The following is an 18,816-nucleotide window of genomic DNA, read 5'->3' on the forward strand; positions in this document are numbered from 1 at the left end:
GTGGGTCCAGAAGACTTAGAATTTGTACTAATTGGTCTGCGAAAATAAACGCCTGAATGGAGAAGGGCTTGCAGAGTGCCAATTTATCTCATGTCCCGTTCTCTATTTTCAGGAAAATGCTATGAATGTATCAAAGATTGCAGTGAGTGTAATAAGCCGTCGGTTTGTGAAAATCTCGATTGTTGCTGCAGTGGTTGCTATGACGGGTTTGTTGGCCGCGTGCGGATCGTCGGTGCCGCTGACCGAAACCCGATCACCTGCCGCAGAGTTGCCGATACTCAGCAAGCTGGTTGCGCCGCCAGTATTGGTGACGGGACGATTTAATTGCGAATTAGGCAATCGCGTTGAAATTGAGTCGGATGGAAATACTGGTGCAAATTTAACCTGGAAGGGTAGTAAGTACCCGATGGTGCCGGTGGTAACAACGACTGGCGCAGTGCGTTTTGAAAATCTGGCCAGTGGGTTGGTGTGGATACAGATACCGGCCAAATCAATGTTGTTAAATACAAAGCAGGGCGCGCAGTTGGCGAATGAATGCAGAGTGCAGTAACACATTGATTTTTTTGCCAGATTGAAATTCAAACCGTGAGGGCGGTTTCGGAGCACAACTTTGCTTCCAGCAGGGAAAAAATTAAAGCAATCCAGCCAGCCGTGACCCCGCCATCAACAAGGAAAAAAATGCCTACTCATATTTCCAACGTCCACCCAAAATTCGACAAAGTCCTGGTCGATATCGTCGACTACGTCACCAATTACAAGATTGTCTCAAAAGTAGCCTTCGACACGGCACGCAACTGCCTGATCGACACGCTAGGTTGTGGTTTGGAAGCGTTGGAATATCCGGCTTGCAAAAAATTGATGGGTCCGATAGTGCCTGGTACCGTTGTGCCAAACGGTGCGAGAGTTCCCGGAACGCAATTTCAGCTTGATCCGGTGCAAGCCGCTTTCAATATCGGCATGATGATCCGCTGGCTCGATTTTAATGATACCTGGTTGGCCGCAGAATGGGGCCATCCATCGGATAACCTGGGTGGCATTCTGGCCACGGCTGATTGGTTGTCTCGTAACGCCGTCGCCGCTGGCAAAAAGCCGTTGAGGATGAAAGACGTGTTGACCGCCATGATTAAGGCGCACGAAATTCAAGGCTGTATTGCGCTCGAAAATTCATTCAACAAAGTCGGTCTGGATCACGTTGTGCTGGTCAAGGTTGCTTCCACTGCGGTGGTCTCTGAAATGTTGGGACTGACGCGCGAAGAGGCGCTCAATGCCGTGTCGTTGGCATGGGTCGACGGTCAGTCGCTACGGACTTATCGTCATTCGCCCAATACCGGTTCACGCAAATCATGGGCTGCTGGCGATGCAACCTCGCGCGCGGTACGTCTGGCGCTGATGGCAAAGACCGGCGAGATGGGCTATCCGTCGGTGTTGACTGCCAATACCTGGGGATTTTACGACGTCTTGTTTAAAGGTCAGGCGTTTACATTTCAGCGCAAATACGCGTCGTATGTGATGGAAAACGTCTTGTTCAAAATTTCGTTTCCTGCTGAATTTCACTCGCAAACAGCGGTCGAAGCCGCAATGGTATTGCATTTGCAATTAGCCAAAGCGGGGAGATCAGTTGACGACATCAAAAAAATCACGATCCGCACCCACGAAGCGTGCATTCGTATCATCGACAAAAAAGGTCCACTGAACAATCCCGCTGATCGCGACCACTGTATCCAGTACATGGTTGCTATACCATTGATTTATGGCCGACTGACAGCCGGCGATTACGAAGACCATATTGCTGCCGACAAACGTATTGATATCCTGCGTGACAAAATATTCTGCGTTGAAGATCCCGCTTTCACCAAGGATTATCATGATCCTAAAAAACGTTCAATCGCCAATGCGTTGACTGTTGAATTGAACGACGGCAAGAAACTGAAAGAAATCGTCGTAGAATATCCTGTCGGTCATGCACGGCGTCGCAAAGAAGGCATTCCATTGTTGGAAGAAAAGTTTAGAATCAACCTCGCGCGTCAGTTTCCGATCAAACAACAGCAGCGCATTCTGGAAGTGTCCCTCGACCAGAAAAAGCTGGAAGCAATGGCAGTGAATGAATATGTAGATCTATATGTCATTTAACGGCGGTTTACCTGTTTCAATGATAGTGTTATGGGGGAATGGCGCTACGTGATTTTCTGAGTGCGTAAAAAATAACAATGCAATAGTGTGGTAATCGATTTTTAAATCAAGACGTTCTGTAAGCCGTAGTGTGGTTTAAGCGCAACTCTGTGATGCTTCTCGCGGCAGTTAGAACATATGGACGACTGCATGTGGACGTTGATCTTGAATTGCTCGTGCGCGCTTCTGAAAACGTCCCTACGCGAGGAGACAGCATGACTTACGCCAGCCTGTATAAACGATCGATCGACGACCCACAAACTTTTTGGGCTGAGCAAGCCAGAAGAATCGATTGGCATAAACCCTTCACCCAAGTCCTTGATTACAGCAGACCACCTTTTACCAAATGGTTCGTGGGCGGTACCACCAATTTATGTCACAACGCCGTTGACCGCTGGGTTGCGACCCGAGGCGAGCAGGCAGCGCTGATCGCGATTTCCACTGAAACCAATAGCGAACGGGTGTATTCGTATCGCGAATTGCAGGCCGAAGTCATCCGTGCGGCAGCGATGATGCAATCACTTGGTGTGGAGAAGGGCGACCGCGTACTTATTTATATGCCGATGATCGCCGAAGCAGCGTTTGTGATGTTGGCATGCGCGCGGATTGGTGCGATCCATTCAGTGGTATTCGGCGGCTTTGCGTCCCATAGCCTGGCAACCCGCATTGATGATGTCAAGCCAGTGTTAATTGTCTCGGCAGATGCCGGATCACGCGGCGGCAAGGTCGTGCCTTACAAGGGTTTGCTAGACGCCGCCATCGCGCTTTCGCCGTATAAGCCAGCGCATGTCCTCATGGTCAATCGGGGATTGGCGGACATGCCGATGACGGGCGAGCGCGATGTTGATTACGCGGAACAAAGAGCGTTGCACATGAACGCAAATGTGCCGGTTGTCTGGCTAGAATCGAATGAAATATCGTATGTTTTGTACACATCCGGCACAACTGGCAAGCCAAAAGGCGTGCAGCGAGATGTCGGTGGTCAGGCGGTCGCGCTGGCGACGTCTATCGACTACATTTTTTGTGGCAAGGCGGGCGGTACGTTTTTCAGTACCTCCGATATCGGTTGGGTGGTGGGACATTCTTACATCGTCTATGGACCATTGATCGCGGGTATGGCGACCATTATGTACGAAGGATTGCCTATTTCTCCCGATGGTGGAATTTGGTGGAGCATCGTCGAAAAATATAAAGTGACACAGATGTTCTCAGCACCAACGGCCATCCGCGTGTTGAAAAAGCAACCGCCAGAATTGCTGGAGAAATACGACGTGTCGTCGCTACAAGCGCTTTACCTGGCCGGTGAACCACTTGATGAAACGACTTCTAGCTGGATTGCCGATGCGCTCGGCGTGCCGGTTTACGATAACTATTGGCAAACCGAATCCGGCTGGCCCATGATGACAATCGCCAAAAATGTCGAAGACAAACCGACGCGCCTGGGTAGTCCCGGCGTGCCGATGTACGGCTATAAAATGCAGCTCGTCAACGAAACCACAGGCGTCGTCTGCAAAGCGAACGAAAAAGGTGTGTTGGTGGTCGATGGACCACTACCGCCCGGCTGTCTGCAAACGATCTATGGCGATGACGAGCGGTATGTTAGTACTTACTGGTCGAATTTTGAGCGTCAGGTCTACTCGACCTTCGATTGGGGCGTACGTGATGATGACGGTTACTATTTCATTTTGGGTCGCACCGACGATGTGATTAATGTCGCCGGTCATCGTCTCGGCACGCGAGAAATTGAAGAGAGTATTTCCAGCCATCCAAACGTATCCGAAGTCGCGGTGGTTGGCGTCGAAGACAAACTGAAAGGACAGGCTGCCGTAGCGTTTGTGATTTTGAAGGATGCCAGCGGCCTGACCGATGACGCCGCCAGAGCAAAGACAGAAAAAGAAATCATGGGTGTCGTTGACAAGCAAATCGGTGCAGTCGGCCGCCCGTCGAGAGTGTATTTCGTCAACTTGCTACCGAAGACGCGTTCTGGCAAATTGTTGCGACGCGCGATTCAGGCAATTTGTGAGGGCCGTGATCCCGGCGATTTGCCGACGATTGAAGACATCACCTCACTCCAACAAATACGCAGCGTGCTGATTTAGGACTTACGAAAAACCGCCCCAGCGGCGTTGTGCGCTCCTTGCTGCCGACGCGGCCAGGTACTTGGGTACTATCTGCGTCGCAACGCGGCGTAAGCAAGTCTCCACAAAATGCGGCTTAATGCTCTGTACTCCTTTGGTCCCCGATAAAGAGGGGAGCGGGTTTGAACGCCTGATAACAAAAAACCGCACAGACGGCGTAAAGCCGGTTTTTACCTGTGTTGGTCTTCGTGCGTCCTCTTTGGGCGGCGGTGACGGGGAAGCCTTCGGGCTTGCCGGTTTTTTGTTGTTTTTTCACCGGTCGTTCAATCCTGTTATTTGCCGCCCACCCCGTTTGAACGCGGGAAGCGATTTAACCGTATAGAGAAAAAACACAATGCCTGACATCAAATTTCACCAAGCCTTGTTACACACCATTCCGCGCATTCCTGGTCGACTCAAAGTCGGAGGCGTAGCCGATGTTACCCTTCACGCAGCCAAAGTGATGCCATCATGATCCATGCAATGGCCTGCGTGCGTGACGATCTGTTCGGCCTCAAGCGCAACCACCTCTTTTGGTATGGCCGCAAGCAGCGTTTTCGCTTCCAGAAAAGTCAAACCAAGGCCGATTGGTGGAATGGTTGATTCGACGCTTTGTTCTATACGGAGAACTTCCCTTTCATTTGAGACACGGGAATCATCGTCCGAATCCATGATCATTTTCAGCGCAATATGCATCGCCGCCTCCACTCGACTATCGAGAGTTCTTATGGTGAAGCAAACGCGACCTTAATTCAGTGCTTTCAATTTCCCGCGTTTTTCGCACTCTCTGCTGCATGGGTGGGCAGCTTTTTGCATGTATTTTGTTACTTTATAATCAATATTTATCTCCATTATCAGGTATGGGAGTAGCTATTTTTTCATCATCCTTCGATTGTTGGCGCATTGGCAATTCCGCATGGTTATCAATAGCGCGTTATCATTACAGTCATTCGCTGGTTGAGTTCGTTATGCCGTAGTTGTTTGTCGCGGGGGTTACTTCGGATTTGACTGTGAATAACTTATTTTTACGCCGGCAGTTTCCTTTCTTCATATCCACACTATGACTTATATTATTCGTCCCGCGACGGTCAGCGATGCCGCCGCAATCTGCGACATTTACAATCCCTATGTATTGAATACAAACATTAGTTTTGAGACGGTCGCTGTAAGCGTGCCGGAGATGGCGCAGCGCATCCTGGATATCACGGCGTTTTTTCCCTGGTTGGTATGTGTTGACGATGGCGACGATGGTGACCATAGCGGCATAATCCAGGGTTACGCCTACGCGACTAAATGGCGCGCGCGTGCCGCCTACGCGCAGGCGGTGGAAAGCTCGGTTTATCTATCGGATAACGCTGCTGGAAAGGGCCTCGGAACAATGTTGTATCGTGCGCTGTTGGACGGTCTGGAAAAACTTCCCGTTCATACCGTGATCGGCGGGATTGCGCTGCCCAATGCCGGTAGCGTGGCTTTGCACGAAAAAATGGGTTTTGAAAAGGTCGGCGTTTTTCGAGAAGTCGGCATTAAATCGGATACGTGGATTGACGTTGGTTACTGGCAACTGAACCTTTCATGAGAGCGACCGCCACTACGTCCGGAGTCAAGACAGAGGAATGCATAACGGCAGAAGTGACCGAACTTTCTTTGTCCCCGGAATCGTCACCGCTGCCTATCGTCGACGGTGTTGCGCCCAGTTATGTCTGGTTGCCAGCGGGCGACTGGCCGGATTTGCTGACATTTTTGATTCAACGCTTTCCGGCTATTCCCGCAGCGACGTGGATTGCACGGATGGAGAGCGGCCAGGTGGCGGATGTTAACGGCGTCAAGCTGACATCATCGGCACCGTATCGGCATGGTTGTCGTATCTATTATTATCGCGCGCTGGATGCAGAAACGCCGATTCCTTTTGAAGAAGTCATCCTGTATCAGGATGAGCGTTTGTTGGTGGTGGATAAGCCCCATTTTCTGCCGGTGATTCCGGCGGGGCGCTTTTTGCGTGAGACACTATTGGTACGATTGAAAAAGAAGACGGGCCTGTCAGAACTTTCGCCGATTCACCGACTTGATAGAGAAACCGCGGGAGTGATGATGTTTTCACTCGACATTGCGACGCGTGGCGCTTATCAGTCATTATTTCAGCAGCGTTTAGTGAAGAAGGTTTATGAAGCGTTGGCACCGACCATGCCGCAAATGGCTTTTCCGTTGATACACCGTAGCCGCATGGTGGAGGGTACGCCTTTTTTTCGGATGGAAGAAGTTGACGGAGAGCCAAACTCTGAAACGCAGATTGATTTGATCGAACATCGGGAAGAAAATAGTTTGTATCGATTGCAACCGCTAACGGGGAAGAAACATCAGTTACGCGTTCACATGGCAGCGCTTGGTATGCCTATCGTTAATGACATTTTTTATCCGACGATTAATCCATGCAAAGGCGATGACTGGTCGTCGCCACTAAAGTTGCTGGCGAAATCGATTTCTCTTAACGATCCGGTAACCGGCCAGCGCCTGGTCTTTGAAAGTAATCGCACGCTCTGAAATTGTTTGAAATTGTCTGAAACTATCGGGATAGTTTATCGCCTCAACGACGCTGACCTGGCCTTAGTTGAAAACGCGCAATGCAGCATGCGCGGGAAAGCCTTATGAGGCTAATTAAGTCTGAAAGCAATGAGGCAGATCCACCCAAAAGCGCCCGGAACTATATTACATCCTTGCATTAAGGTTATCAAGAATCTTCAGGGATCAGGAAAAAATGTATATCAGGAGTAAATTATGAGATCTACCCGCGCCACCTATGCTATTGAACGCCTCAATGCCCGAAGCACTGATTTGCGCTATTCAATGATCCGCACAGCGACTGAGTTATTTATTCTGGCTCAAAATGCGGGTGACGATCTTCCTATTCGGGTTAGCGAACCATTGGAACTGGATGCGTTTGTCAAGTTTGTTAACGCCTATGGACCGCAAAAACCCAAGCGCGTCAGCAAACTGGATGTCGAGTTCGAAAAGCAATTACAGAAAAGAGACTAATAGCCGTCATCATGGATGCCGATCATGCCGCGATAACCGACAAAAGCGCTACAAAAGTGCGCGCTATCCTGGTCCATGGAATGGGGCGCACCCCTTTATCGATGCTGATTCTTGCTGCTCGTTTGCGCGCTGCAGGACTGCGCCCGGCGTTGTTCGGCTACTCTGCAGCATTCGAACGATGGGATCCATGCGTAAAAAAGCTGCATCACTATTTAGCGCGGAATGTAGCTGGGCAGCGTTATATTGTCATCGGACATTCGCTTGGTTGCCTGCTTACTCTTGCGGCTTTGCCGGATCTGGTGCAACAACCAGAAGCATGTTTTTTTCTGGCACCTCCCATGCAAGCCAGTCAAATGGCGCGCACCTTTTCGCGTTGGCGTTTGTTCAAACTGATGACAGGCGAAATTGGCCAATTTCTTGGGCAACAAGATTGGACCAGGCAGTTGCCCATCCCCGCAGTCCCCACCACTATCTACGCTGGAAGCGCCGGACCACGCGGGCGCTGGTCTCCTTTTGGCGGTGAAGCGAATGACGGAATTCTGACCGTTTCTGAAACGCAAATGGCGAATATTCCGTCGATTGTTGTCCCTTCCCTGCATACTACGATCATGAACTCGCGGCGCGTTTGTGATGATATCGTCGCCAAGGTCAACAATAAAAAGTTTGTCGAGTGACGGATCAGCAAGCGATGAATTGAGCAAAATACGCAACAAAATTCAGCAACACATACATGCCGCACTCAGGAGAAATAATGGCTATAGGAATACTAGCGGCGATGCATGATGAAGTCGCCGACTTGATCAGCGTGATGACAAAGCAGAGCGGCAATCATGTGCAACGGATCGGTATGCGGGATTATCACGTGGGTAAACTGGATGGACAGGCCTGTGTGGTGGTTCTTGCCAGAATTGGTAAGGTCGCTGCGGCGGCGACGGCGGTGACATTGATCAGAGAGTTTGGGGTCACTGAGATTGTTTTTACGGGACTTGCGGGTGGAATTGGCGCGCAGGTTGCGGTGGGCGATATCGTTATCGCAGACCGCTTAATCCAACACGACCTGGATGCGCGTCCGCTATTTCCGCATCACGAGGTACCGCTATTGGGAATCGCCGAATTTATGGCAGATATCGCACTTAGCGCCGAATTGAAAACTGCCGCTGATATTTTTTTAAGAGAAGATTTGCAAAGTATTGTGCCAGCTCATGTGCGGCGACATTTTCAGATTGGTCAACCAGTCTTGCATATTGGGTTAATTGCCAGCGGTGACCAGTTTGTGGCTGACCTTGAAAAAACGAATAACATCTTAGCTGATTTGCCCGATGCCCTGGCCGTTGAGATGGAAGGCGCTGCCGTGGCGCAAATTTGTTTTGAATACGGGGTATCTTGCGCGGTGTTACGCACCATTTCTGATCGCGCTGACGCCAGCGCCCACGTTGATTTTGGGTCATTTTTAGGTGAAGTTGCCAGCCACTATTCAAGCGGTATTTTGCGACGGTTTTTCGCTGGGCGTCTTGCTGATCGGGTGAAATAGAATACTGCGCCTATTTTTCCACTTCAACTTTTTCATTCTCGATATTTGATGGAATAAAAAAGGGACCCACATAATCGTCTGTCCGTTTTAGGCGCTATATTAGTTGCTGTATTGGTCCCTGAGTATTAACGCATCGCGGAATAGGACGTTGGTGTCAGAAATTGATTTTCAATTCTCTCGACAATAATCGCTTGTGCCTCTGTTTCTGCACGTTTCGCCAGCCATTCCGGATCGCTGGCAAACGCGTTCCACTTGGTCTCACGTTCCGCTAAGCTTTCCCATTGCAACATATAAGTCAACGTTTGGTTGCTTGCACCCACCAACGTCGTCCAAAATCCGACTTGCCGAATCCCATACTGCTCCCAGAATTTGAGTGTAATTGTTTCAAATCGGTTATTCAACGCTGGTAATCGTCCTGGTGCACAATGATAAGTACGCATTTCATAGATCATTTTTCTTCTCTTTCTATTCTGCTTTGCTGTTGATAGTCGCCTGTTGGTAGGAGCGACAATTTAAATGCTTTGTGTTGCTTTGCTTCGCTTCGATCATAGCGCAGAGAATAAAACCGCGCTGGCGCTTATCCTAAGTCGAATATTACGGCGTTCGTTCTCCCCGCTATTTAAATCCCAGACTTGATCATAAAAATATCGCCAGTAATAAGCCACCCTCTGAAAGTCAGTCGTACTTTCTATTCAAAACATCGATTGATCATCGTTTTATTCACCAGAAATTTATCAAAAACTGTGGACGCCTAAAAATATAAAAAAAAGAAAAACTATTTTTGAATCCGCTTGGTTAGTTACTGCGTATCAACGTACGGGTTAAAAAAAATGTTGATCGGTTTCGCCTTTGGCGTCCGAATCTATCGGGATGGACAAATTTTAGGAGGACGATATGCGTATAAACACCACTATGGTGGCGATGGTTGGTTTGTTGATTTCCGTGAGTGTGCATGCAGATACGGGAAAACTGCTACTGACCGGCGGTGTGAGTTCAATTGACGGTGCGGCAGGCGGGGGATTGACGCCGTGGGCTGTGATTGGCAGCAATGCTACAGCAGATCAAATTGGCGGAACGGCACATATATCGCGCGCGGTAGTAAATGACTATTCGTTGACGACCTATGGCGCGGCTGTGGGAATTATGGACCGCGTGGAAGTCAGTCTGGCACGTCAAGACTTTAATGCGTCGCCGGTAGTTGGCGTCAACGGCTTGGGTTTTAATGTGAGTAACAACCAACACATAAGGATGGATATTTTAGGTGTGAAGGTAAAAGTTGCCGGTGATGCGATCCTGGACAGCGATTCATTCATGCCGCAAATTTCAGTCGGGATGGAGTATAAACACACGGATGCAGGATCGTTCGCCCCGGTCATTTCTGCGTTGGGCGCGAAGAACAGCGACACAGATTTCTACGTGAATGCGACTAAATTATTTTTAGCCCAGGGAATTTTGGTCAACGCCACGTTGCGGGCTACAAGAGCTAATCAAAATGGCTTGTTAGGTTTTGGTGGTGCCGTCGGTGAAAATAATTACAAATTCGAACCGGAACTATCAGTCGCTTATTTGGTTACGAGAAAAATCGTTATAGGTGCCGAATATCGCTTCAAACCAGACAATCTGCGGAGAGTGGGCAACACCTTGCCTTTGCCGGCGAACGGCCTGCGCGAAGAAGACTGGAAGGATATTTTTATTGCTTACGCCCCGACCAAAAATGTTTCGTTCACGCTGGCATATATTGATTTAGGTCACATTGCGCCGGTGCTGGTCAACAATCGGAAGCAGACCGGTGTCTTTCTTTCTTCACAGATAGCATTTTAAATTTCGGGGCATTAACATGAAAAAAATTCTTTATACTCTGCTATTCTCCGCTGCCGGCATGATGTCAACAAATCTGCTGGCTCAAAGTCCGCCGCTTCAAAATACGCCATTAATGAAGCCAGCCCCGGTTGCTGTGTATGAGGCGTTTGGCGAGAAGCCGGGCCTCGTTAAATTGATGGATGATTTTATGGTGCGACTGGTGGCGAACCCTCTGACCGGTCCTGTATTTGGTCCGGCCAATCAGGTCCGAATCAAGGCAGAACTCGTCGAGCAATTTTGTCAGCTCTTAAGTGGTCCGTGTACCTATCAAGGCCTTAGTATGAAAGCGGCACATGCCAGCCTTCACATCAATAAGCCGCAATTTAATGCATTGGTGGAAGAGTTGCAGAAATCGATGGATGCGATGAACATTCCGTTTCGGGACCAAAATCAACTTCTGGCACAACTCGCTCCGATGTATCGGGATGTGATAACCGTTAAGTAATGTATCAAGATTTGGTTGATAGATTGCTATAAAAAATGGTGATCTATTTAATCGACAATCGACAATCGACTCTATCAAAAATGTCCCTTTGAAGTTCGGAGGGACATTTTTTAATGAGCAACGCAGGTAACGTAATGCAGTCTCGTTTGGATCTGTGATTTAGGTCAACACATCTGCCCAAATATTGAGTGCCCAATATTGCGCATCTGCAAATTCTTGAGAAGATGCATGGGCCGAAATGCCACCGCCCGGTGACGATTTCATTAATTTTTCCGCTGCATCATAGCGATACACTGTCGTTACATGCATTGCCGTTTTGTCGTCGGCGTAGCTATAACAAGTGTTCGCAAATACCGGAGCCGGGTCGGGCTTTTCGTTTCCCATCATAAACGCTAGCGCATTAGCGCACACTTTCGCTTGCGAGGTGGCGATGTGAGCAGATTTGGGTAGTCCTGAATCTACTGCATCGCCGATGACGTGAATGTTGGGAAATACTGTTGACTCGTAAGTCAGAAAATCAACTTCGCACCAACGTCGACTAACGTTTGCAAGGCCGGTATCGATAGTTAGTACGCTAGCTCTTTGGGGGGGAATCACGTTTAATACATCGGATTTTACTTTGTCAAAATCCGTTTTTACGGTGCGGGTAGCCACGTCAATGTCTTGTATGCTGCTGCTGGGAATATACTCAACCATGCCGGGATATAAATCTAACCATGCGCGCTCGAACAACGGTCTCTTTGAAGTGATGGCGGGATTGGCATCCAGCACCAGCACTTTCGATTTGGGCTTGTGATTTTTTAAATAGAAGGCTACCTGGCATGCGCGTTCATATGGCCCTGGTGGGCAGCGATAAGGCAGCGCTGGAATCGTGATAGCAAACACGCCGCCGTCCGGCATCGCCAGCAATTGATTTCGCAGATTTTGTGTTTGTGGTCCGGCTTTCCACGCATGAGGAATCTTTTCTTGCGCTTCTTTATTGTTCAGCGTCGGCATACTTTCATACATAAAATCGATGCCTGTCGCGACGATCAACTTATCGTAAGAAAGCTTTCCTTTGGTAAAGCGTACTTCCGCTTTATCGGGATCAATGGCGACTACTTTATCCTGTATCCAATGTATCCCGTGATTATGTTTCAGGAGGTCATAGGGAAGGGTTATATCGTCCAGTGTTTTCTCTCCACCAAGAACAAGATTGCTGACCGGGCATGATACAAAATGGGGATTCGGTTCAATCACAAACACTTCTATTTTCCCGCCGCTCCACATTCTTAAATATTTCGCTGCAGTGGCACCGCCATAGCCTGCACCGATGATCACCACGCGTCCTAATTTTTTTTGGTTTGCATATACCGGTGACGACATGGATGCCCATAATGCACCGCCAACGCTATATTTTAAAATTTCCCGACGATCCATTTTATTCACCGAACCTTGTTTGAGAATGAGATTTCAAGGAGTGACTTTGAAAGCGAGTAAATGATCTTGGTTGCATCGAAAAGTATTCTCCAAGCAGGATGAGTTCTTCAGATGTCAGTGCCCGCGCTTGTTGCGGCATGACCTCGGTTGATTCAGTTTGCTTTTGATACTCTAGCATTCGCTTGACGAAATAGCCTTTATCTAATCCGGCGAGGACTGGCGTTCCGCCCAGGCTTAATCCGTTGGTTCCATGGCATGCTGCACAGGAACCTGCCAGCACCAGAATATGAGGATTACCCACGCTTGGGAGCGCGGGCGTTATAGACATTGCAGGCGTTGTAAATGAAAGCAAAACCAGTAATGTGAACAACGAATTTTTTAGCATGGATTTTTTTTATGGTTCTAGTGACGTTTCGGGCCGCGTAGTTAGTTTATATTTATCTCATCGCGCAGGTTCCTGCGTTGGCACGTTGGTTGAGGTCGAGGAAACGGTCCCTAATATGGACTGACCAGTTTGTCGTCATGTTTATTCCCATTCCAATACCGGATAAATTAAATTGACGTTGCGGCGATTCACCCTGTCAAAAAGCATCCATCGTGATTTTTCTGTTTGAGCGGCCGAACCCATGGCGCGGGTCATGTCTTCGCCATTTTTGATGCTGGTCCTGACATCTTTTAACAGTATTTCCAAATACCTACGCTCATCTTCAAATGCGGCATTCTTATTTTTGGTTGCCGGACCGTGGCCCGGTATCGTCAGATTAGCCTGCATTTCTTCTAGGGGCGCAATCACACTGAGCCAGCCTTTAATATCGCCATCGATCGAGGGTGTTCTTTCAACGAACAGCAAGTCGCCGGTCCAGAGGGTCTTGGTGTTCGTATCGAATACGGTCAAGTCGGTATTGGTATGTGCGGTTGGCCATGCTTTTAGTTCAAGAACGCGATTGCCTAAATCGATTTGCCGAGGTTTGCTGACAGTCTCAGTGGGGGCAATAATTTTGCTACGATCAGCATCCGTACCTAACTCGGTTTTAAGATTGCGTAAATAGGCGTCCTTGCGTAACGCCATCGCATGCGGCAAATTTTCATGTCCGAGAAAAACCGGATGATCATCGGTAAATGCCGCGTTGCCAAAGATATGATCAGGATGAACATGGGTATTGATTACATAGCGTATGGGGAGTTTGCTGATGAGCCGAAGCGCTTCTTTCAAAGACACCCCGGTTTTGTACGAGCCACCGGTATCAATGACAGCAACGGCATCAGCGCCGATGACAAAACCTATATTTGCTATATCACCGTGATAGTTCTCATCAAAATCTTCATGCACGCCCTGATGAACATACACACCGGCAGCTACCTCGGTTACTGACAGTGGCTTGGCTTGCGTTTGGTGAAAACCGCTGAGTGCTGTCAATAACGCGGTCGTTAGCAAGGCGGTGAAATAGTGTGAACGAAATCTCTGCATCAGGTTAGCTTTCCTCGACATCAATTGATGCACTGAATGTCTCACCTTCATTATCTTTAATCGTCAGCTCAAGCTTGCCAGGTTTGTCGGGTATAAATCCAAATTGTACATTTGGGTCCTCGCTAATTCCTATGAAGGTATCGGCATGCATGACGATTTTGCCGTTATATTTTGCCTCGATTTTATTGATAAAAAAGGCTGGGCGAAAGGACTGCGTCGCAAGATCTTTTTGTAGTCCAGTGAACATTGGATGTTTGATTAATAGCTTCACCCGATTGAGACTGCCTATCTTCAGTGGTTTCTCTATGGCTAACCGCATCTTTCCTGCCGAGGCTTTGGCTGCCGCTTCGTCGCCATCTACGGTACCACCACAACCGCCTTCAGCGCGAATGGGGACCGCGTTTATGTAGAGTCGACCATCATTTGCTTGAGCTACTACATGGACAAGAGAATCACTTTGAAGGCGGATTCTTGTGGAAATTTCTGCTTTACCGCTGAGTGGATTAAAGTAAAAAGTAGCAGCCAGGGGAACCGGATTTTGGTCGACATATATCGCCACTGATTTGATGTATTTTTCAGCCAGCATCGGATAATCGACGCTAAAGACAAACGGTACTTGTGCACCGCTATCGGCGCGGCGCGGAGCAGTCAAGTGAATAAAGGGACCGGGTTCTATTTTTTTTCCGTGGTAATACATGTCTTGCAGCGGTGTCCAGTATTTATCAACTATCTCCGCTCGGACGTTAGCCGAGAGCAACACGTACGCGGCCATAACTAGCAGACGCACAATCACTTTTAGTTGAGTGTTCATGAGCGTGGCCTGCATGACTTTAGGCGGCGATATAAATGGCATTTTTTGCCGTGGTCGGGCATTGAGCGAAGGGGCAATGGCATTGCACTTCTCCAGTAAATATAGAACTTACCCAAAATCGTCTCAACTGCGCTGCGCTTTCCTAGCCACCTAAGCGGCTTGACCTACGAGGCCCGACCTACGAGGCCCGACCTACTCGAAACAGCATGCTGTATTCGTTGGCTGTGTTGATATGTCCGTTGCTAGGACAGTTTTGCGTAATTCCTAAAATAGATCGACGGACCATCGCCTTCATCTTTTATTGAAAGGTCAGGGCAGTGCTCGTTTCATTCATACAGGGTGAACAGATTCATGTCTCATTGGCGAGTTTTTATTAAATTCTTCGGCCCAATTATTTTTGAGTATGTTCTTATTTTTCTAAAGCGACAAGCCTAAATGTAAATAAATGCAGATGACATAGAGTGAAAACCATATGTTGGTTTGAGCATAAGCGAGGCTTATGGGTGATGTAAACGACGATCCTCTTCCGATTGTTTTTTGATAAAGCTTCGGGCGCGTTCACAGAAAAGCAGGGCAGGTCAGGTGATAGTCATCGCCGGTATTGAGACGAAACGTGAAATGCTAAAAATCTACGATAAACTGCTGAAAAACTCGTTTTAATCAAGGATTCGAAATAATGTTGAAAATCGCAACCTGGAATGTTAACTCTATCAAAGTACGCTTACCGCAAGTTCTGCAATGGTTAGCCGATAATCCGGTTGATGTGTTGGCGGTGCAAGAAACCAAAATGACTGACGATAAATTTCCTCAGGCTGAAATAGAAGCGGCTGGTTTTCACGTCGTGTTTAGCGGGCAGAAAACGTATAACGGGGTGGCAATCATTGCACGCCATCCTATCGAGGATGTCGTAAAAAATAATCCGCTATTCGAAGATGAGCAACAACGTTTGCTGACCGCCACGATCGCCGGAATTCGCATCGTCTGCGCCTATATTCCGAACGGACAATCGTTGGAATCAGATAAATATCAATACAAGCTGGAGTGGCTAGATGCCTTGCACGACTATCTGGATGCCGAGCGAAAGTTACATTCGAATCTTGCGTTGCTGGGCGATTACAATATCGCACCAGAAGATCGTGATGTCTACGATCCCGCCGCGTGGGTCGGTGAAAATCTGGTGTCACCACCGGAACGTGCCGCGTTCGTGCGCTTGCAGCATTTGGATCTGACCGACGCATTTCGGATGTTCGATCAAGCAGATAAGCTATTTAGCTGGTGGGATTATCGACGCATGGGATTTCGCCTGAACCGCGGCATGCGTATTGATCATATTTTATTGTCGCCGCCACTAGCTGCGAAATGTACGGCTTGCGTGATCGACAAAGTGCCGCGTAAATGGGAGCAGCCATCAGATCACGCCCCCGTCATTGCGACTCTGAGTGATTAATTGGCTAAATTGCGCTAGGTAATGTTGCCGGATGAATAGCAATTTATGTGTAGTGATTGCCTGGTATTGCTGGTCGACGGTTTACGAATTACCCACGGGAGTTGTGGCGTTTTATAAATTGCATTTTTAGCATTTAAATTTGCTAGCGAAATCACTGTGAAATTTTTTGAAAACCACTCAATTGAAGAGTGGTTTTTTTTTGCTTGATGCATAATGTGCTTGAATATAAAATTGATTGAACGTACAATCAATTTAAAGTACACTCAAGTGATGAAACGGATTGGCTATTTGCCATTCTCGGCGGCTTTAGCGGAGAAATAGTGAGAAAAAGAAACGAAATGCTGCCTTTACGACGGCAGCAATTAATTCAGGCAACACTTGCCGTGATTGACCGTGTCGGTCTCGCGGATGCGACGATTGTATTGATTGCGCGTGAGGCGGGACTGTCTACAGGGATTATCAGCCACTATTTCGGTGATAAAAGCGGTTTGTTGGAAGCGACCATGCGTCAGATATTGCGCGATCTAAGCGACGATTCATCGCGTCGTCGACATACATTGTCGGGGCCAGAAGATACTGCCCGAAATCAGTTAATGGCATTAGTCGATACTAATTTTAGCGACAATCAGATTAGCGGCCCGGTGATGAAAACATGGTTTGCTTTTTGGTCGTCAAGCATGCATCAACCAGCGTTAAGGCGCCTCCAACGAGTGAATGATCGCCGTCTTTATTCCAACTTATGCAGTCAATTTGGACGCACGTTAGCATTGGCGCAGGCGCGTCAGGCGGCACGCGGTTTGGCGGCAATTGTCGATGGATTATGGTTGCGTGGATCGCTGTCGGCTGAAAAGTTTGATGTCAGCGCTGCCCGTCAAATTGCCTATGAATACCTGAATATGCAGTTGCGTCAAGCCAACTGAAACTATCGAAGAACGAAGGAACTCCTATGTCAGTCTTTCCATTGCAACAGCTTTATATTGACGGTCGTCGAGTCGACGCAACTGGTGGAAAAACCTTTGAAAGCATCAATCCCGCTAATGGCGAAGTGCTGGCGGAACTGCAATGCGCCTCAAAAGCCGACGTTGATTTAGCGGTTGATAGCGCAAAAAAAGGCCAACGTGTTTGGGCGGCGATGACTGCCATGCAACGTTCACGCATACTGCGCGGCGCCGTGGAAATTTTGCGTGAGCGTAATGATGAATTGGCAGCCATCGAAACCCTGGATACCGGAAAAGCTCTGTCGGAAACACGCTACGTCGATATCGTCACCGGTGCGGACGTGTTGGAGTACTACGCCGGTTTAGTGCCATCGATAGAAGGCCAGCAAATCCCTTTGCGTGAAAGTGCATTTGTCTATACTCGGCGTGAACCGCTTGGCGTCGTGGTCGGCATCGGCGCATGGAATTATCCGATTCAAATTGCATTGTGGAAATCAGCACCTGCGCTGGCTGCGGGAAATGCGATGGTTTTTAAGCCAAGCGAGGTGACGTCGCTGACGACCTTAAAATTAGCAGAAATTTATACGGAGGCAGGTTTGCCGGATGGTGTTTTTAACGTGCTAACAGGTGGTAGTGAAGTTGGAGCGTGGTTGACAGAACACCCTGGCGTGGCAAAAGTATCGTTCACTGGTGGTACCACTACTGGCAAAAAAGTGATGGCCAGTGCTTCAGGTTCAACACTAAAAGAAGTAACGATGGAGTTGGGCGGTAAGTCGCCATTGATCGTGTTTGCCGACGCTGATCTGGAGCGCGCCGCTGATGTTGCAGTGATGGCTAATTTCTACAGTTCTGGTCAGGTCTGCACCAACGGCACGAGAGTGTTTGTACATCGCTCGTTGAAAGAGTCGTTCGAGGCCATGGTGTTGGAACGAGTTGCACGCGTCCGTCTTGGTGATCCGCAAGACATGAATACAAATTTTGGGCCTCTGGTCAGTTTTGCGCACATGAATAACGTGCTGGGTTATATCGCTTCCGGGATTGCGGAAGGTGCGCGATTACTCATCGGTGGTGAGCGTGAAATGCACGGTGATTTTACGAAGGGCGCGTTTGTGCAGCCAACCGTGTTCACTGATTGCCATGACGAGATGAAGATTGTCAGGGAAGAGATTTTTGGCCCGGTGATGAGTATTTTGGTGTTTGATGACGAGGACGAGGTGATTCGCCGCGCCAATGATACGCAGTATGGATTAGCGGCTGGTTTGATCACGGAGAATATAAGCCTTGCGCATCGGGTAATTCATCAGTTGGAAGCGGGGATTTGCTGGATTAATACGTGGGGTGAATCAGCGGCTGAGATGCCAGTTGGCGGGTATAAACAGTCGGGAGTCGGGCGGGAGAATGGCTTGGCTACGTTGCAGCATTACACGCGTGTTAAGTCGATTCAGGTGGAGTTAGGTGGTTTTTCGTCGGTATTTTAGGGCGTCTGGTGACGGTCTTACTTTATTTGCCAAGCATCCACAGAGTAAGAGCTGCGTTAATTAGAGATGACCATAAAATACATGAACCTAAAACGCGTGAACG

20 protein-coding genes are annotated in these 18,816 nt (G+C 48.5%); 13 read left to right on the top strand and 7 right to left on the bottom strand.

Annotation, left to right across the window (positions count from 1 at the left end):
• Positions 1-121: 121 nt before the first annotated feature.
• The 3 genes from ACXX82_RS15345 (at position 122) to ACXX82_RS15355 (ending at position 4,268) form a co-directional block, all read left to right on the top strand.
• Positions 122-550, top strand: coding sequence for a hypothetical protein (locus tag ACXX82_RS15345; RefSeq protein WP_323506067.1), 429 nt, complete (start codon positions 122-124; stop codon positions 548-550).
• A gap of 128 nt (positions 551-678) precedes the next feature.
• Positions 679-2,130 (top strand): bifunctional 2-methylcitrate dehydratase/aconitate hydratase, encoded by a 1,452-nt coding sequence (locus ACXX82_RS15350; protein ID WP_458563208.1) that lies wholly within the window; start codon positions 679-681, stop codon positions 2,128-2,130.
• A gap of 254 nt (positions 2,131-2,384) precedes the next feature.
• Entirely contained in the window at positions 2,385-4,268 is a 1,884-nt protein-coding gene (locus tag ACXX82_RS15355; protein ID WP_323506069.1) for a propionate--CoA ligase, read from the top strand.
• A 115-nt stretch (positions 4,269-4,383) separates the two neighbouring features.
• On the opposite strand, the gene ACXX82_RS15360 is transcribed toward ACXX82_RS15355, so the two are convergent.
• On the bottom strand, positions 4,384-4,563 hold the full coding sequence (locus ACXX82_RS15360) for a hypothetical protein (protein ID WP_322236259.1): 180 nt from the start codon (positions 4,561-4,563) through the stop codon (positions 4,384-4,386).
• 170 nt (positions 4,564-4,733) lie between these two features.
• Positions 4,734-4,982, bottom strand: a complete 249-nt coding sequence (locus ACXX82_RS15365) for a hypothetical protein (RefSeq protein WP_322236261.1) — start codon at positions 4,980-4,982, stop codon at positions 4,734-4,736.
• Between the two features lie 364 nt (positions 4,983-5,346).
• Here ACXX82_RS15365 and ACXX82_RS15370 point away from each other — a divergent pair, with 364 nt between their 5' ends.
• The 5 genes from ACXX82_RS15370 to ACXX82_RS15390 all read left to right on the top strand — a co-directional run bounded on the left by ACXX82_RS15370 (position 5,347) and on the right by ACXX82_RS15390 (position 8,847).
• Positions 5,347-5,862 (top strand): arsinothricin resistance N-acetyltransferase ArsN1 family B, encoded by a 516-nt coding sequence (locus ACXX82_RS15370; RefSeq protein WP_458563209.1) that lies wholly within the window; start codon positions 5,347-5,349, stop codon positions 5,860-5,862.
• On the top strand, positions 5,859-6,824 hold the full coding sequence (locus tag ACXX82_RS15375) for an RluA family pseudouridine synthase (protein WP_323506070.1): 966 nt from the start codon (positions 5,859-5,861) through the stop codon (positions 6,822-6,824). The genes ACXX82_RS15370 and ACXX82_RS15375 overlap by 4 nt, the downstream gene beginning before the upstream one ends.
• A gap of 234 nt (positions 6,825-7,058) precedes the next feature.
• Complete coding sequence (locus ACXX82_RS15380; protein ID WP_323506071.1) at positions 7,059-7,316, top strand: hypothetical protein; 258 nt, start codon at positions 7,059-7,061, stop codon at positions 7,314-7,316.
• A gap of 11 nt (positions 7,317-7,327) precedes the next feature.
• Positions 7,328-7,990 (top strand): esterase/lipase family protein, encoded by a 663-nt coding sequence (locus ACXX82_RS15385; protein ID WP_323506072.1) that lies wholly within the window; start codon positions 7,328-7,330, stop codon positions 7,988-7,990.
• Between the two features lie 77 nt (positions 7,991-8,067).
• Entirely contained in the window at positions 8,068-8,847 is a 780-nt protein-coding gene (locus ACXX82_RS15390; RefSeq protein ID WP_322236271.1) for a 5'-methylthioadenosine/adenosylhomocysteine nucleosidase, read from the top strand.
• A 125-nt stretch (positions 8,848-8,972) separates the two neighbouring features.
• On the opposite strand, the gene ACXX82_RS15395 is transcribed toward ACXX82_RS15390, so the two are convergent.
• On the bottom strand, positions 8,973-9,299 hold the full coding sequence (locus ACXX82_RS15395; protein WP_322236273.1) for an NIPSNAP family protein: 327 nt from the start codon (positions 9,297-9,299) through the stop codon (positions 8,973-8,975).
• Between the two features lie 442 nt (positions 9,300-9,741).
• On the opposite strand from ACXX82_RS15395, the gene ACXX82_RS15400 reads away from it, so the two are divergent.
• The gene (locus tag ACXX82_RS15400) at positions 9,742-10,668 is read left to right on the top strand and encodes a DUF3034 family protein (RefSeq protein WP_322236275.1); all 927 of its coding nucleotides are present in this window, start codon (positions 9,742-9,744) and stop codon (positions 10,666-10,668) included.
• 16 nt (positions 10,669-10,684) lie between these two features.
• Complete coding sequence (locus ACXX82_RS15405; protein ID WP_322236277.1) at positions 10,685-11,152, top strand: group I truncated hemoglobin; 468 nt, start codon at positions 10,685-10,687, stop codon at positions 11,150-11,152.
• A gap of 159 nt (positions 11,153-11,311) precedes the next feature.
• On the opposite strand, the gene ACXX82_RS15410 is transcribed toward ACXX82_RS15405, so the two are convergent.
• The 4 genes from ACXX82_RS15410 to ACXX82_RS15425 all read right to left on the bottom strand — a co-directional run bounded on the left by ACXX82_RS15410 (position 11,312) and on the right by ACXX82_RS15425 (position 14,850).
• On the bottom strand, positions 11,312-12,571 hold the full coding sequence (locus tag ACXX82_RS15410; protein ID WP_322236279.1) for an FAD-dependent oxidoreductase: 1,260 nt from the start codon (positions 12,569-12,571) through the stop codon (positions 11,312-11,314).
• A 1-nt stretch (position 12,572) separates the two neighbouring features.
• Positions 12,573-12,956, bottom strand: a complete 384-nt coding sequence (locus ACXX82_RS15415) for a c-type cytochrome (protein ID WP_322236281.1) — start codon at positions 12,954-12,956, stop codon at positions 12,573-12,575.
• Between the two features lie 141 nt (positions 12,957-13,097).
• A complete protein-coding gene (locus ACXX82_RS15420) occupies positions 13,098-14,039 on the bottom strand; it encodes a quinoprotein relay system zinc metallohydrolase 2 (RefSeq protein WP_322236283.1) in 942 nt (313 codons plus the stop codon).
• A 4-nt stretch (positions 14,040-14,043) separates the two neighbouring features.
• Complete coding sequence (locus ACXX82_RS15425; protein ID WP_458563210.1) at positions 14,044-14,850, bottom strand: quinoprotein dehydrogenase-associated SoxYZ-like carrier; 807 nt, start codon at positions 14,848-14,850, stop codon at positions 14,044-14,046.
• A gap of 679 nt (positions 14,851-15,529) precedes the next feature.
• On the opposite strand from ACXX82_RS15425, the gene xth reads away from it, so the two are divergent.
• The 3 genes from xth to betB all read left to right on the top strand — a co-directional run bounded on the left by xth (position 15,530) and on the right by betB (position 18,713).
• Positions 15,530-16,297, top strand: a complete 768-nt coding sequence (gene xth, locus ACXX82_RS15430; protein ID WP_458564004.1) for an exodeoxyribonuclease III — start codon at positions 15,530-15,532, stop codon at positions 16,295-16,297.
• 338 nt (positions 16,298-16,635) lie between these two features.
• A complete protein-coding gene (gene betI, locus ACXX82_RS15435) occupies positions 16,636-17,217 on the top strand; it encodes a transcriptional regulator BetI (protein WP_322236286.1) in 582 nt (193 codons plus the stop codon).
• 26 nt (positions 17,218-17,243) lie between these two features.
• On the top strand, positions 17,244-18,713 hold the full coding sequence (betB, locus tag ACXX82_RS15440; RefSeq protein WP_458563211.1) for a betaine-aldehyde dehydrogenase: 1,470 nt from the start codon (positions 17,244-17,246) through the stop codon (positions 18,711-18,713).
• Positions 18,714-18,816: the final 103 nt, after the last annotated feature.

It is taken from the genome of Glaciimonas sp. GNP009 (assembly GCF_054343755.1).

Bases quoted from the DNA above. Each gene is read 5' to 3' on its own strand.
- ACXX82_RS15405 (WP_322236277.1), top strand. From the start codon at position 10,685: ATGAAAAAAATTCTTTATACTCTGCTATTCTCCGCTGCCGGCATGATG.
- ACXX82_RS15400 (WP_322236275.1), top strand. From the start codon at position 9,742: ATGCGTATAAACACCACTATGGTGGCGATGGTTGGTTTGTTGATTTCC.
- ACXX82_RS15380 (WP_323506071.1), top strand. From the start codon at position 7,059: ATGAGATCTACCCGCGCCACCTATGCTATTGAACGCCTCAATGCCCGA.
- ACXX82_RS15420 (WP_322236283.1), bottom strand. From the start codon at position 14,039: ATGCAGAGATTTCGTTCACACTATTTCACCGCCTTGCTAACGACCGCG.
- ACXX82_RS15345 (WP_323506067.1), top strand. From the start codon at position 122: ATGAATGTATCAAAGATTGCAGTGAGTGTAATAAGCCGTCGGTTTGTG.
- ACXX82_RS15355 (WP_323506069.1), top strand. From the start codon at position 2,385: ATGACTTACGCCAGCCTGTATAAACGATCGATCGACGACCCACAAACT.
- betI (WP_322236286.1), top strand. From the start codon at position 16,636: ATGCTGCCTTTACGACGGCAGCAATTAATTCAGGCAACACTTGCCGTG.
- ACXX82_RS15370 (WP_458563209.1), top strand. From the start codon at position 5,347: ATGACTTATATTATTCGTCCCGCGACGGTCAGCGATGCCGCCGCAATC.
- ACXX82_RS15375 (WP_323506070.1), top strand. From the start codon at position 5,859: ATGAGAGCGACCGCCACTACGTCCGGAGTCAAGACAGAGGAATGCATA.
- ACXX82_RS15390 (WP_322236271.1), top strand. From the start codon at position 8,068: ATGGCTATAGGAATACTAGCGGCGATGCATGATGAAGTCGCCGACTTG.
- ACXX82_RS15410 (WP_322236279.1), bottom strand. From the start codon at position 12,571: ATGGATCGTCGGGAAATTTTAAAATATAGCGTTGGCGGTGCATTATGG.
- ACXX82_RS15365 (WP_322236261.1), bottom strand. From the start codon at position 4,982: ATGCATATTGCGCTGAAAATGATCATGGATTCGGACGATGATTCCCGT.
- betB (WP_458563211.1), top strand. From the start codon at position 17,244: ATGTCAGTCTTTCCATTGCAACAGCTTTATATTGACGGTCGTCGAGTC.
- ACXX82_RS15350 (WP_458563208.1), top strand. From the start codon at position 679: ATGCCTACTCATATTTCCAACGTCCACCCAAAATTCGACAAAGTCCTG.
- ACXX82_RS15425 (WP_458563210.1), bottom strand. From the start codon at position 14,850: ATGAACACTCAACTAAAAGTGATTGTGCGTCTGCTAGTTATGGCCGCG.
- ACXX82_RS15395 (WP_322236273.1), bottom strand. From the start codon at position 9,299: ATGATCTATGAAATGCGTACTTATCATTGTGCACCAGGACGATTACCA.
- ACXX82_RS15415 (WP_322236281.1), bottom strand. From the start codon at position 12,956: ATGCTAAAAAATTCGTTGTTCACATTACTGGTTTTGCTTTCATTTACA.
- ACXX82_RS15385 (WP_323506072.1), top strand. From the start codon at position 7,328: ATGGATGCCGATCATGCCGCGATAACCGACAAAAGCGCTACAAAAGTG.